We start from the raw sequence: 12,696 nt of genomic DNA on the forward strand, positions 1-12,696 counted from the left end.
CTCAGCGTCCCGCGGCCGCGGTGGCGAGCGCGGCCAGGGTCTCGTCGATGCGCGGCAGCTCCACCACGCGCAACTGCGCCTGCATCTGCTGCAGCGCGCCGGCCACGGCCTGCGTGCGCCGCGAGCCGGTGTCGAAGTACTTGCCCAGCGCCGCGGCCGCCGTGGCCAGGTCGGCGCGGGCCGACTCCGGCTGGCGGGCGAGCAGCGCCAGCCGCGCGTTCATCAGGCGCAGCTTCAGGTTCTCGCGCAGGAAGAAAGCCTGCTCGGGGGCCACCAGCACCGCCTCGGGCTGGTCGATGCGGCTCACGCGCAGCAGCGAGCGCGCCTCGTCCTGCACGGCCAGCAGCCATTGCCGCCACCACGGCAGCGGCTTGCCGCCCGCGGCCTCGGCGCGCGGCGCGGAACGCAGCGCCTGCGGTCCGACGGCGTTGGCCAGCGGCAGCTCGTCCACCTGGCGCGCGACCTCGTCCAGCCGCAGCAGCACGCCGGGCACGTCCGCCACCGCGGCCGACTTGATGCGGTCGCTGTCGCGGCCGATGGCGGTGCGGATGCGCGCCATGCGCGGCTCGCCCGAGCGGGCCAGGCGCTGGTCGGCTGTGCGCAGGGCGGCCAGCAGCGGCTCGGCGCTGAGCGTCAGCTGGGCCTGCTGCTGGGCGAGGCGCAGGCCCGACTCGATGTCCACCACCATGTTCTCGTCGCGCGAGCGCGACAGGCTCTGCATCAGCTCCTCGAGCTGGGCGCGCTGCAGCGCGACCTCGCTCACGCGCGTGTCGGTGACGGCCTGGCGCGCGGCCAGGTCGCGGGCGAGCTCCTGCGCCTGGCGCGCCATGGCGCGCGCCTCGACGGCGTTGCTGCCGGCATCGGCGCTCTGCCGCGCCAGCTGCTCCTGGATGGTCGTGAGCTTCTGCCACAGCAGCACGCTCGAGCCCAGGGCCAGCAGGGCCACGAGGACGAGGAGCCGGAAGGCCATGGGGCCGGACAGGCCGCGCCGCGCAGCGGCCGGGGCCGCCTCGGCGGCAAGGGGGGCGGCCTCGAGTGCGGGGACGGGCGGCGCGGGATCCGGATCGCGGGCGGGCTCTGCACTCATCCGAACGATTCTAGGGCGCGCACCACCGCGTCCATGTCCGGTCGTGACAGGCAAACAACAGGGAATCCGGCCTCGCGCGCGGCGTACGCGATCCGCTCGTGGGTCGCCACCGCGCGGGCGCCGGACCAGTCGGCGCCGGGCACCAGCTGCCGCAGGTTGGCGATGGCTTCCGAGCTGCTGAACAGCCAGGCCGCGCCCTCGCCGACGGCGGCCCGGGCGAGCGCGAGTTCCTCCTGCGTCCATGCGGGCGGGCGGCGCACGTAGGCAACGACCGTGTCGACGCGGGCGCCGGCCTGCGCCAGCTCGCGCGCGAGCCAGTCGCGGCCCGCCGGCTGCCCATCCGCGCCGGCGCCACGCACCAGCAGCACACGCCAGCCGCGCCGCACCGCGGGGCCGACGACGGACCACAGCGCCTCGGAATCGAACTGCGCCGCGTCCGCGGCCGGTGCGGCGATCTGCGCCGGCGGCACGCCGGCGGCGCGCAGGGCCTGCACGGTCCCGGGGCCGGTCGCCCAGGCCTGCGTGCCCGGCGGCCAGGAGTCGGACGGCGCCGCGGCGCGAAAGCCTTGCACGGCGTTCGCGCTCACGAACATCACCGCCTGGTAGCCCGCCAGGTCGCGCCAGGCGGCAGCCAACGGTGGCGTGAGCGGTGCGGGGGCAATGTCGATCAGCGGCAGCACGATGGGGTCGTGTCCACGCGCACGCAGCGTTTCGGCCCAGCGGGCCGCCTCCTGCGCCGGGCGGGTCAGCACCACCCGCATCCGCGCCTTCAGTGCGCGCCGCCGGCGCGCAGGCGCGCCGCGACCTCGTTGCCCAGCGCCGCCGCGTCGTCCAGGCTCGCCACGGTGCCGCTCGCCTGGGCGCGCACGAGCGGGGCGGCCCCGTCCGGGTCGCCCCATGCGCCGTGCAGCCGCAGCACTTCGCCGTCCAGCGTGGCGTGCGCGGCCAGCGGCATCGAGCAGCTGCCCCCCAGGGCGCGGCTGACGGCGCGCTCGGCCGCGACGGCGAGCCAGGTGGTCTGGTGGGCCATCGGCGCCAGCGCCTGCGCCAGGTCGTCGCGGCTGGTGCGGATCTCGATGCCCAGGGCGCCCTGCCCCGCGGCGGGCAGCATGCGGTCGGCGTCGAACACCTCGCGGATGCGATCGGCCAGGCCCAGCCGCTTGAGCCCCGCCGCGGCGAGCACGATCGCGTCGTACTGGCCCTCGTCGAGCTTGCGCAGCCGCGTGTCCAGGTTGCCGCGCAGCGGCTCGATGCGCAGGTCGGGCCGCAGGGCGCGCAGCAGGACCACGCGGCGCAGGCTGGAGGTGCCCACCACCGCGCCTTGCGGCAGCGCGTCCAGCGAGGCGTGGCGGGGCGACACGAGCGCGTCGCGCGGATCCTCGCGTTCCATGACGCAGGCGAGCCGGAAGCCCTCCGGCAGGTCCATCGGCACGTCCTTGAGCGAATGCACGGCCAGGTCGGCGCGCCCTTCCTCCAGCGCGACCTCGAGTTCCTTGACGAACAGGCCCTTGCCGCCGACCTTGCTGAGGCTGCGGTCGAGGATCTGGTCGCCGCGCGTGGTCATGCCCAGCAGCGAGACCTCGTGCCCGCGCTCGGCGAGCAGGGCCTGGACATGTTCGGCCTGCCAGAGTGCGAGGCGGCTTTCCCGGGTGGCGATGACGATCTTGCTCAAGCTTTGGACCTGCGTGGTTGCGAGGGTCGATGCTAGCATCCGCCCTGCCGAAAAATTGAGCAGCGAGACCTCCATGACCCCACCACCGCCGGCCACGCCGGCCCGGCGAGCGCGAGACAACGAGCGACCCCTGGTGGAGGACATCCGGATGCTGGGCCGCATCCTGGGCGACGTGATCCGCGAGCAGGAAGGCGTGGCGGCCTTCGAGCTGGTCGAGCGCGTGCGCAAGCTCTCGGTCGCCTTCCGGCGCGACGCCGACCAGGAGGCCGACCGCGCGCTCAAGACCCTGCTCAAGGCGCTGAGCGCCGACCAGGCGGTGAGCGTGATCCGCGCGTTCACCTACTTCAGCCACCTGGCCAACCTGGCCGAGGACCGCCACCACATCCGCCGCCGCCTCGTGCACGAACGCGCGGGGGACACCCAGGAAGGCAGCATCGAGGTGGCGCTCGCCCGCCTGCGGTGGGCGGGCATCAGCCCGCGCACCGTGGCGCAGACGCTGGCGCAAAGCTATGTCTCGCCGGTGCTGACGGCGCACCCGACCGAGGTGCAGCGCAAGTCCATCCTCGACGCCGAACGCGAGATCGCGGAGCTGCTGGCGCAGCGCGACGAGATCCGCGCCCGCGCCCTGCCCAAGGACGCCCTGGCCCCGCGCGAGCTGGCCGCCAACGAGGCGCAGATCCGTGCCCGCGTGATGCAGCTGTGGCAGACCCGCCTGCTGCGCTTTTCCAAGCTCACGGTGGAGGACGAGATCGAGAACGCGCTGTCGTACTACGAGGCGACGTTCCTGCGCGAGATCCCGAAGCTGTACGCCGGCCTGGAGCGCGAACTGGGCCAGCACGCCGTGGCCAGCTTCCTGCGCATGGGCATGTGGATCGGCGGCGACCGCGACGGCAACCCGAACGTGGATGCCCGCACGCTGGAGCAGGCGCTGCGCCGCCAGTGCGAGGTCGCCCTGCGCCACTACCTCACCGAGGTGCACCACCTCGGGCGCGAGCTGTCCGTCTCCACGCTGCTGGTGGCCGTCACGCCGGAGATGCAGGCGCTGGCCGACCGCTCGCCCGACCACGACGAGCACCGGCAGGACGAGCCGTACCGGCGGGCGCTGGCGGCCATGTACGCGCGGCTGGCCGCCACGCTGAAGGACGCCACGGGCGGCGACGCCGCGCGGCACCTGCTGCCGCCGCAGAACCCGTACCGCGCCGCGGCCGAATTCCACGCCGACCTGTGCACCATCCGCGCGTCGCTGCTCGCGTGCCATTCGGTGGCGCTCGCGGCCAACCGGCTGCAGCCGCTGATCCGCGCGGTGGAGGTGTTCGGCTTCCACCTGGCCAGCATGGACCTGCGCCAGAGTTCCGACCAGCACGAGGCCGTCGTCGCCGAACTGCTGGCGGTGGCGCGGATCGAGGACGGCTACGCCGCGTTGCCCGAGCAGGCGCGGCGCGCCCTGCTGCTGCGGCTGCTGGCGGACGCCCGGCCGCTGCGCGTGGTGGGCCACGCCTATTCGGCGCTCGCCACGCGCGAGCTGGGCGTGTTCGAGGCCGCGCTGCGCATGCGCGCGCCTCGGCGCCGAGGCCGTGCGGCACTACATCATCAGCCACACCGAGACGGTGAGCGACCTGCTGGAGGTCCTGCTGCTGCAGAAGGAGGTGGGCCTGCTGCGGGGCACGCTGGACCAGGACGGCGTGGCCGACCTGATCGTGGTGCCCCTGTTCGAGACCATCGAGGACCTGCGCAACGCCGCGCCGATCATGCGCGAGTTCTATGCCCTGCCCGGCATCGCGGCCCTGGTGGAGCGCTCCGGCGGCGAGCAGGACGTGATGCTCGGCTACAGCGACAGCAACAAGGACGGCGGCATCTTCACCAGCAACTGGGAGCTGTACCGCGCGGGCATCGCGCTGGTGGAACTGTTCGACCAGCTGGCCGCGGGCGCCGCCGGGACCCTGAGGCCGCATCGCATCCGCCTGCGCATGTTCCACGGCCGCGGCGGCACGGTCGGCCGCGGCGGCGGACCCAGCTACCAGGCGATCCTGGCGCAGCCGCCCGGCACCGTGCGCGGCCAGATCCGCCTCACCGAACAGGGCGAGGTGATCGGCTCCAAGTACGCCAACCCGGAGATCGGGCGCCGCAACCTCGAGACCCTGGTGGCCGCGACGCTGGAGGCGACGCTGCTGCAGCCCACCAAGCCGGCGCCGCGCGAGTTCCTGGCCGCCGCCGAGGCGCTGTCGCAGGCCAGCATGGCCGCCTACCGCGCGCTGGTGTACGAGACGCCCGGCTTCGCCGACTTCTTCTTCGGCGCCACGCCGATCCGCGAGATCGCCGAGCTGAACATCGGCTCGCGGCCGGCGTCGCGCAAGGCCGGCCAGCGCATCGAGGACCTGCGGGCCATCCCCTGGAGCTTCAGCTGGGGCCAGAGCCGTGCCACGCTCAACGGCTGGTACGGGTTCGGCTCCGCGGTGCAGGCGTTCCTGGACGACCCGTCGCGGCCGAGGAAGGACAGCCTGGCGCTGCTGCAGAAGATGCACCGCCAGTGGCCGTTCCTGCGCGCGCTGCTGTCCAACATGGACATGGTGCTGGCCAAGAGCGACCTGGCGCTGGCGTCCCGCTATGCTGGCCTGGTGGCCGACGCCCGCCTGCGCAAGCGGATCTTCGCGGCCATCGACGCCGAGTGGCACCGCACGACCGACGCGCTGCAGCAGATCACCGGCGAGCGCACGCGGCTGGCGGGCAACCCGGCGCTGCAGCGCTCGATTCGCTACCGCTTCCCGTACATCGACCCGCTGCACCACCTGCAGGTGGAGCTGGTGCGGCGCCACCGCGCGGGCCAGGATGACGAACGCGTGCAGCGCGGCATCCACATGGCGATCAACGGCATCGCGGCGGGGCTGCGCAACACCGGGTAGGCGCCTTGCGCGGGCGCTACGTGCCCAGCAGCTCGCCCACCGGCTTGAGCTGGTCGACGCGGTCGCACACGGCCTTGATCACCATCATGATCGGGATGCCCAGCAGCAGGCCCCACACGCCCCACAGCCAGCCCCAGAACAGCACGCCGATGAACACCGACACGGCGTTCATGCGGCTGGCCTTGCTGGTCAGCCAGGGCAGCAGCAGGTTGCCCTTGATGGTGTTGATGACGATGGTCAGGCCCGCGATCATGAGCGCCTTTTCCATCTCGCCCGTCTGCACGAACGCCGCCAGCGTGGCGGCGACGATGAACAGCGCCGAGCCGACATAGGGCACCAGGTTCAGGATGCCCGCCAGCACGCCCCACACCACCGCGTGCTTGATGCCCATCCAGGCGAAGACCAGCGTGATGAGGATGCCTTCGGCCACGCTGACCAGCAGGTTGACCAGCAGGTAGCGCTGGATCTGCACGTTGATCTCGTCCAGCGCCTGCACGGTGAGCTTCTTCTCCGACAGGGTCTGCCCCGTGACCTTCACCAGCTTGCGCCGGAAGGTGTCGCCCGACAGCAGCAGGAAGTAGGTCAGGAACGTCACCACCGTGATCTGCCCGATCAGGCTCGCCAGGCCCACGGTGCCCGACCACAGGTGGTCGCGCAGGTCGAACGCCGGCTTCTCGACCACCACCCGCTGCACGCCGCTGGGCGTGGACGGCTGCTTGACCGCCTGGGTGGTCTTCTCCAGTTCGGCGGCCGCCTTCTGCACCGTGTCCAGCGGCGTCGCCTTGCGGCCCATGCTCTGTTGCACCGCGGCGCGCAGGCGCTGGGCGGCGTTGGGCAGCGAATTGATGAGTTCGTTGGCATCGTCGGCCATCGAGTACAGCGTGGCGCCGCTGCCGGCCAGGATGCCCAGGATCAGCACGGCGGCGCCGAGCGCGCGCGGTACGCGCAAGCGCGCCATGCCCTCCACGATCGGCGCCAGCGCGTAGTAGAAGACGAAGCCGAGCATGAGCGGGATGAAGAAGGCGCTGGCCCACTTCAGGATGGCCAGGATGGCCAGCGTGGACAGCACGATCAGCCCCATGCTGCGGGGATCGGCCGTGGTGTGCACCACGGCTTGCGGCGGCGCCTGGGGATCGACGTCCCCGGGCGGGGGCACCGCCTCGAGAACCTGCTGGACCTGCTGCTCTTCATTCATGGGGATGTTCTCTCGCACACGCACACTTGCCCGAGTCCCCCATGAACCTCCCTCACCGCGTCAGCGCCTCCCGCACCGCGGTGAGCTGCCGCCTCGAAACCGCCAGCAGCTCATCGATGCCGGTGAGCCGCACCGCCCATCCTTCGCCCTCTTCGGGGTCGTCGTGCTTCTCGAGGGCGCGCACCGCGCGCCGGGCCACCAGCGCATTGCGGTGGATCCGCAGGAACTGCGCGGCGTGGCGCTCCTCGAGATCGCTGAGCGATGCGTCAAGGATATAGCTTCTGGCCGAGGTGCGGACGGTGATGTACTTCAATTCGGCCTTGAAATAGAGAACCTCCGACAGCGGCACGCGCTCTGTTCTGCCACGGTCCTGGATCACCAGCGTCTCGGGCGGGTCCTCGGCGGCGCCGCGGCGCGCCGCGAGCACCCGCTCGACCTTCTGCAGGGCGACCTGCAGGCGCTCCAGGCGCACCGGCTTGGTCAGGTAGTCCACGGCCTCCAGCTCGAACGCGGCGACCGCATGCTCCGCGTGCGCGGTGACGAACACGACGGCGGGCTCGCGCGGCATGCCGCGCAAGGCCTGCGCGAGCGCGAGCCCATCGGCGCCGGGCATGTGCACGTCCAGCAGCACCGCATCGAAGCTGCCGCGCCGCAGCGCCTCCATCGCCTCGATGGCATTGCCGGCCTCGGCGCCCACGGCCACCGCCGGGGACTGGCAATCCGCCAGCAGCGTGCGCATGCGCGCCCGCGCGAGCGGTTCGTCGTCGACCACCAGAACATGCAGGCTGTCCATCACAGGCAGACCTCCTCCGCTTGCGCGGCTCTCCTCTCGACCGTCGTCCACCGGCGCGTCACGCCGGCACCTCCATCCTGACCTGGTACACCCCGTCCTTCAGCGCCGTGCGGAACTGCGCCTGCACGTCGTGCAACAGCCGCAGGCGCTCGCGCACGTTGTCCTGCGCGATCCCGTGCCCCGGCCTGCCCTGGCCGGCCGGCACGGTGTTGGTCACCTTGATGACGACCACGCCGCCGCGCCGCTGGGTGCTCACCTTCACCTGCGCCCCGGTGGCGCTCGGCTCCACCCCGTGCTTGACCGCATTCTCCACCAGCGGCTGCAGCAGCAGCGGGGGCACCCTGGCGGCGCCCGCGGCCGGGTCGATCGCCCATTCCACCTGCAGGCGGTCGCCGAAGCGCACCTGCTCGATCTCGAGGTAGCTGCGGGCCAGCGCCACCTCCTGCTCCAGCGTGGCGGCCTCGCCCTGGTCGGCCAGCGCGTGCCGGAACAGGTCGCTCAGGTCCTCCAGCACCAGTTCGGCGCGGGCGGGGTCCTCGCGCACCAGCGCGATCGCCGTGTTCAGGGTGTTGAAGAGGAAATGCGGCCGGATGCGGGCCTGCAGCTCCGACAGGCGGGCGGCGGTCTCGGCCGGCATGCGCCCCTTGGCCCGCAGCACCAGCGCCGCCACCAGCGCCGCGGCGACCAGGGCGCCCGCCAGGGCGGACGCCACCCAGGGCAGCGCGTCGGCCACCGGCCGCAAGAGCGCCAGCAACGCGCAGCCGCCCAGCCCGGCCACCGCGCCCATGGCGATGCCGAAGGCCTGCTGCGCCGGCCCGGGCAGCCGCGCCAGCGGCCGCTTGCAGGCGCACGCCACCAGCAGCCAGGCCAGCGTGGCCGGCAGCGCGGCGGCGCTGAGCAGGGCCGACTGCAGCAGCCAGTCGCGCCAGCCGGCGGCGACGAACAGGCCGCCCACGGCCACCAGCGCCTCGACGCACAGCACCGCCCGCAGCACGACGCCCACGTGGCAGGCGTCGAACAGGGGCGGCGGGGGGCGGCGGCGCAAGGCGGCCGCCGCCCGGGACTCGGGCGACAGCTCGGTGAAGGCCGATAAAATTTGGGAGTCGTCCATCGGTTCGGTCGCGCTCGCCCGATTATTGGTGAACTCTTCCACCCCGCCACCCCCGGGGCAACCAGACCGGGCCCGTCCCGGCTCCCTATGTCGCAACTCGAACACAAGTCCCAGGCCTGGTCGGCGCTCTTTTCCGAGCCCATGAGCGACCTGGTCAAGCGCTACACCGCCAGCGTCGGCTTCGACCAGCGCCTGTGGCGCGCCGACATCCAGGGCTCGCTCGCCCACGCCGCCATGCTGGCCCGCCAGGGGATCGTCTCGGCCCAGGACCTGGCCGACATCCAGCGCGGCATGGCCCAGATCACGCAGGAGATCGAGTCCGGCCGCTTCGAGTGGAAGCTGGACCTGGAGGACGTGCACCTGAACATCGAGGCGCGCCTCACGCAGCTGGTGGGCGATGCCGGCAAGCGCCTGCACACCGGCCGCAGCCGCAACGACCAGGTCGCCACCGACGTGCGGCTGTGGCTGCGCGACGAGATCGACGCGATCTCCGGCCTGCTGGTGCAGCTGCAGCACGCGCTGCTGGAGCTGGCCGAGAAGAACGTGGACGTCATCCTGCCCGGCTTCACCCACCTGCAGGTGGCGCAGCCCGTGAGCTTCGGCCACCACATGCTGGCCTACGTGGAGATGTTCGGCCGCGACGCGGAGCGGCTGGCCGACGCGCGCCGGCGCGTCAACCGGCTGCCGCTGGGCGCGGCCGCGCTCGCCGGCACCAGCTACCCGCTGGACCGGCAGGCGGTGGCCGACGCGCTGGGCATGGAGGGCCTGTGCCACAACTCGCTGGACGCGGTGAGCGACCGCGACTTCGCCATCGAGTTCAGCGCCGCGGCCACGCTGGCCATGGTGCACATCAGCCGGCTGTCGGAGGAACTGGTGATCTGGATGAGCCAGAACTTCGGCTTCATCCGCATCGCCGACCGGTTCACCACCGGCTCGTCGATCATGCCGCAGAAGAAGAACCCCGACGTGCCGGAACTGGCGCGCGGCAAGACCGGCCGCGTGGTGGGCCACCTCATGGGCCTGGTCACGCTGATGAAGGGCCAGCCGCTGGCCTACAACAAGGACAACCAGGAAGACAAGGAGCCGCTGTTCGACACGGTCGACACGCTCAAGGACACGCTGCGCATCTTCGCGGAAATGATGCCCGGCATCACGGTCAACCGCGAGGCGATGGAAGCGGCCGCGCGCCGCGGCTTCGCCACGGCCACCGACCTGGCCGACTACCTGGTCAAGAAGGGCCTGCCCTTCCGCGACGCGCACGAGATCGTCGCCCATGCGGTGAAAGCGGCGCAGCAGCAGGGCTGCGACCTGTCCGAGCTGCCGCTCGAGACGCTGCGCGGCTTCCATGCCTCGATCGACGCCGACGTCTATGACGTGCTGTCGCTGCATGGCTCGCTGCACGCCCGCAAGGTGGCGGGCGGCACGGCGCCCGAGCGCGTGCGGGCCGAGATCGCGCGCCACCGCGCCGCGCTGCCGGCCCGGCGCTGAAGCGCCCCCCCCCCGCGCGGCACCCGACGGCACCCGCACGGCCGCGCACCGGCCTGCCCGGCCGCGCGTGACATCGCAGCCGGCCAGCGGCCGGACGGAATAGACCGGGCCCCCCGGTCGTTCATCCCCGTACGCAGGCGAGCACGCGAGCAGCGCGCCGCCCGGCGCGCGTGCCGCTCCGGCGGGTGGCGCGCCGCCGCCTGGTCGTGCGCGGATTCCGCCGGTGGAGACGACGATGGATGCTTCGAACGTGCGCCTGGACGCGCGCATTCCCGTGCTGCTGGCGGCCATGTGGCTCAGCGCCTGCGGCGGCGGCGGAGGCGACATGGCGGCGACCGCGCCGGCGGCGGCCGCCCCGGCACCCGTGGCGGCCGGGCCCGCGCCCGCCCCGGCCCCAACCTCCGATCCGGCCTCGGGCCAGACGGCCAGCGCCCCCGCGCCGGCGCCGGCCATGGCGTCCACCGATGGCGTGGGGGTCGGTGCCGGCGCCTTCGGCTACTGAGGCTGCCGCGCCGCAATGCGCGGCTGAGCTCGCCGCGCCGCGAGGGGGCGCGAAAATGCGGGCCATGGATGCCCGAAGTTCCTCGCGCCTGTTCGAGCAGCCCGGCCTGCTGGCCACCGCCATCGCGCAAGCCACGGACGACGCGATCTTCGCCAAGGACCTGGAGGGCCGGTACCAGTTCGCGAACCCGGCGACCCTGGCGGCCGTCGGATGCACGGCGGAGCAGGTGCTGGGCCACACCGACGCCGACTTCCTGGCCGACAAGCCCGCCGCGCGCCTGCTGATGGAGAACGACCGCGCGGTGCTCGCCTCGGGCGAGGCGCACGAGCAGGAGGAGCCGGTCCCGCTTCGCGACGGCAGCGTGCGCTACTGGCTGACCCGCAAGATGCCGCTGCGCGACGCCCAGGGCCGCCTGGTCGGCCTGCTGGGGATCGCCCGCGACGTCACCGCGCGCCGGATGGAGGAGGCGCGCCGCGACGCGAGCCGGCTGCAGCTGGAGATGGGCATCCAGGCCGCCGGGCTGGTGATGGCCGAGATCGACTACGACACCAACCTCAACCACATCTCGGCCGAGCTCGCGCGCCTGCTGGAACTCGGCGACGGGCCGATGACGGTGCCGCGCCAGGCCATCTTCGACCGCATCCACCCCGACGACCGCGACCGCTACCTGCAGGCGATCGCCCGCACCATGGACCCGGCGGGCAACGGGCACCTCGCGATCGACGTGCGCGCCCTGCTGCCGGACGGCGCCGTGCGCTGGCTGCACATCCGCCTGCAGATCACCTTCCGCGAGCGCGATGGCGAGCTGCGGCCGCACCGCGGGTTCTGCGCGGCCCGCGACGTGACCGTCGAACGCATCGCCGAACGCAAGCTGCGCGCCGCGCAGCGGCTGACCGAGTCGGTGATCGAGGGCGCGGGCGCGCTGGTCTATGCCAAGGACCTGCAGGGGCGCTACATGCTGTCCAACCAGGCGTGGCGCGCGCAGCTCGGCTTCAGCGCGGCCGAATCCCTGGGCGTCACCGATGACGAGCTGTTCGGCCCCGAGACGGCCGCCGTGCTGCGCGCCAACGACCGCATCGTCCTGGACAGCGGGGAGCCGGTCGTGGTGCAGGAGCGCATCACCCACAACGGGCAGACGATCGTCTACCGCTCGAGCAAGTTTCCGCTGTACGACGAGGCCGGGCAGGTCTATGCGGTCTGCGGCGTGTCCACCGACATCACCGACGTGGTCGAGGCCGACCGCCGCAAGGACGAATTCATCGCCACCCTCGCGCACGAGCTGCGCAATCCGCTCGCGCCGATCCGCAACGGGCTGGAGATCCTGCGCCGCACGCCCGAGCTGCCGTCCGGCGTCGCCCGCACCCGCGACATGATGGAGCGCCAGCTGCGCCACATGGTGCGCCTGGTGGACGACCTGCTGGACGTCTCGCGCGTCAGCCGCGGCAAGCTGGAACTGCGGCGCGAGCCGCTGCCGCTGCAGCGCGCGATCGACGAGGCGCTGGAGACCAGCCGGCCCATGCTCGACGCCGCCGGGCACGCGGTCACGCTCGACCTGCCGGACACGCCGGTCATGGTGTTCGGCGACATCACGCGCCTCGGGCAGGTGTTCAGCAACCTGGTGAACAACGCGGCCAAGTACACCGCCCCGCCCGGCAACATCCGCATCCGCGCGCGCCGGGACGGCGCGCAGGCCGTGGTCGACGTGGTGGACGACGGCATGGGGATCCAGCCGTCCCTGCTGCCGCACGTGTTCGACCTGTTCGCCCAGAGCAAGGACCCTTCGCCGCGCGGCGGCCAGGACGGCCTGGGCATCGGCCTGTGGCTGGTGAAGAAGCTGGTGGAGCTGCACGGCGGCGGCATCGAGGCCCACAGCGCGGGCGCCGGCCGGGGCAGCCGGTTCACCGTGCGCCTGCCCATTCACGCGGCGCGCTGAGGCCGCGCCGCCCCG

Annotated in this window: 9 protein-coding genes and 1 pseudogene; 4 read left to right on the plus strand and 6 right to left on the minus strand. The window is 72.9% G+C overall.

Annotated features, from left to right (window positions below):
* Position 1 precedes the first annotated feature (1 nt).
* Genes AC3ANR_RS16295 through hemC form a run of 3 tightly spaced genes read right to left on the minus strand, consistent with a single transcriptional unit; the run spans position 2 to position 2,798 of the window.
* Positions 2 to 1,087, minus strand: coding sequence for a uroporphyrinogen-III C-methyltransferase (locus AC3ANR_RS16295; protein ID WP_488289154.1), 1,086 nt, complete (start codon positions 1,085 to 1,087; stop codon positions 2 to 4).
* Entirely contained in the window at positions 1,084 to 1,848 is a 765-nt protein-coding gene (locus AC3ANR_RS16300) for a uroporphyrinogen-III synthase (protein ID WP_488289155.1), read from the minus strand. The genes AC3ANR_RS16295 and AC3ANR_RS16300 overlap by 4 nt, the downstream gene beginning before the upstream one ends.
* A gap of 8 nt (positions 1,849 to 1,856) precedes the next feature.
* On the minus strand, positions 1,857 to 2,798 hold the full coding sequence (hemC, locus tag AC3ANR_RS16305; protein ID WP_488289156.1) for a hydroxymethylbilane synthase: 942 nt from the start codon (positions 2,796 to 2,798) through the stop codon (positions 1,857 to 1,859).
* Between the two features lie 34 nt (positions 2,799 to 2,832).
* On the opposite strand from hemC, the pseudogene ppc reads away from it, so the two are divergent.
* Positions 2,833 to 5,659 (plus strand): annotated as a pseudogene (gene ppc / locus AC3ANR_RS16310) (phosphoenolpyruvate carboxylase).
* 16 nt (positions 5,660 to 5,675) lie between these two features.
* Here the strand turns inward: ppc and AC3ANR_RS16315 are convergent.
* The 3 genes from AC3ANR_RS16315 to AC3ANR_RS16325 are packed head-to-tail and all read right to left on the minus strand — an operon-like array spanning position 5,676 to position 8,758.
* Positions 5,676 to 6,854: an AI-2E family transporter gene (locus tag AC3ANR_RS16315; RefSeq protein ID WP_488289157.1), complete on the minus strand. Its 1,179-nt coding sequence runs from the start codon at positions 6,852 to 6,854 to the stop codon at positions 5,676 to 5,678.
* Between the two features lie 52 nt (positions 6,855 to 6,906).
* Entirely contained in the window at positions 6,907 to 7,647 is a 741-nt protein-coding gene (locus AC3ANR_RS16320) for a LytR/AlgR family response regulator transcription factor (protein WP_488289158.1), read from the minus strand.
* 58 nt (positions 7,648 to 7,705) lie between these two features.
* Positions 7,706 to 8,758 carry a sensor histidine kinase gene (locus AC3ANR_RS16325; protein ID WP_488289159.1) on the minus strand — a complete coding sequence of 351 codons (1,053 nt, stop codon included), beginning with the start codon at positions 8,756 to 8,758 and terminating at the stop codon, positions 7,706 to 7,708.
* An 87-nt stretch (positions 8,759 to 8,845) separates the two neighbouring features.
* On the opposite strand from AC3ANR_RS16325, the gene argH reads away from it, so the two are divergent.
* The 3 genes from argH to AC3ANR_RS16340 all read left to right on the plus strand — a co-directional run bounded on the left by argH (position 8,846) and on the right by AC3ANR_RS16340 (position 12,681).
* A complete protein-coding gene (gene argH, locus AC3ANR_RS16330; RefSeq protein WP_488289160.1) occupies positions 8,846 to 10,246 on the plus strand; it encodes an argininosuccinate lyase in 1,401 nt (466 codons plus the stop codon).
* Positions 10,247 to 10,481: 235 nt separating this feature from the next.
* Positions 10,482 to 10,748 (plus strand): hypothetical protein, encoded by a 267-nt coding sequence (locus tag AC3ANR_RS16335; RefSeq protein ID WP_488289161.1) that lies wholly within the window; start codon positions 10,482 to 10,484, stop codon positions 10,746 to 10,748.
* Positions 10,749 to 10,812: 64 nt separating this feature from the next.
* Positions 10,813 to 12,681 carry a PAS domain-containing sensor histidine kinase gene (locus AC3ANR_RS16340; protein WP_488289162.1) on the plus strand — a complete coding sequence of 623 codons (1,869 nt, stop codon included), beginning with the start codon at positions 10,813 to 10,815 and terminating at the stop codon, positions 12,679 to 12,681.
* Positions 12,682 to 12,696: the final 15 nt, after the last annotated feature.

It is taken from the genome of Ramlibacter sp. JJN2-2R (assembly GCF_057747835.1).

Excerpts from the sequence above, each read along its gene's own strand:
- argH (WP_488289160.1), top strand. The coding sequence starts at position 8,846 with ATGTCGCAACTCGAACACAAGTCCCAGGCCTGGTCGGCGCTCTTTTCC.
- AC3ANR_RS16300 (WP_488289155.1), bottom strand. The coding sequence starts at position 1,848 with ATGCGGGTGGTGCTGACCCGCCCGGCGCAGGAGGCGGCCCGCTGGGCC.
- AC3ANR_RS16315 (WP_488289157.1), bottom strand. The coding sequence starts at position 6,854 with ATGAATGAAGAGCAGCAGGTCCAGCAGGTTCTCGAGGCGGTGCCCCCG.
- AC3ANR_RS16320 (WP_488289158.1), bottom strand. The coding sequence starts at position 7,647 with ATGGACAGCCTGCATGTTCTGGTGGTCGACGACGAACCGCTCGCGCGG.
- AC3ANR_RS16335 (WP_488289161.1), top strand. The coding sequence starts at position 10,482 with ATGGATGCTTCGAACGTGCGCCTGGACGCGCGCATTCCCGTGCTGCTG.
- hemC (WP_488289156.1), bottom strand. The coding sequence starts at position 2,798 with ATGCTAGCATCGACCCTCGCAACCACGCAGGTCCAAAGCTTGAGCAAG.
- AC3ANR_RS16295 (WP_488289154.1), bottom strand. The coding sequence starts at position 1,087 with ATGAGTGCAGAGCCCGCCCGCGATCCGGATCCCGCGCCGCCCGTCCCC.
- AC3ANR_RS16325 (WP_488289159.1), bottom strand. The coding sequence starts at position 8,758 with ATGGACGACTCCCAAATTTTATCGGCCTTCACCGAGCTGTCGCCCGAG.
- AC3ANR_RS16340 (WP_488289162.1), top strand. The coding sequence starts at position 10,813 with ATGGATGCCCGAAGTTCCTCGCGCCTGTTCGAGCAGCCCGGCCTGCTG.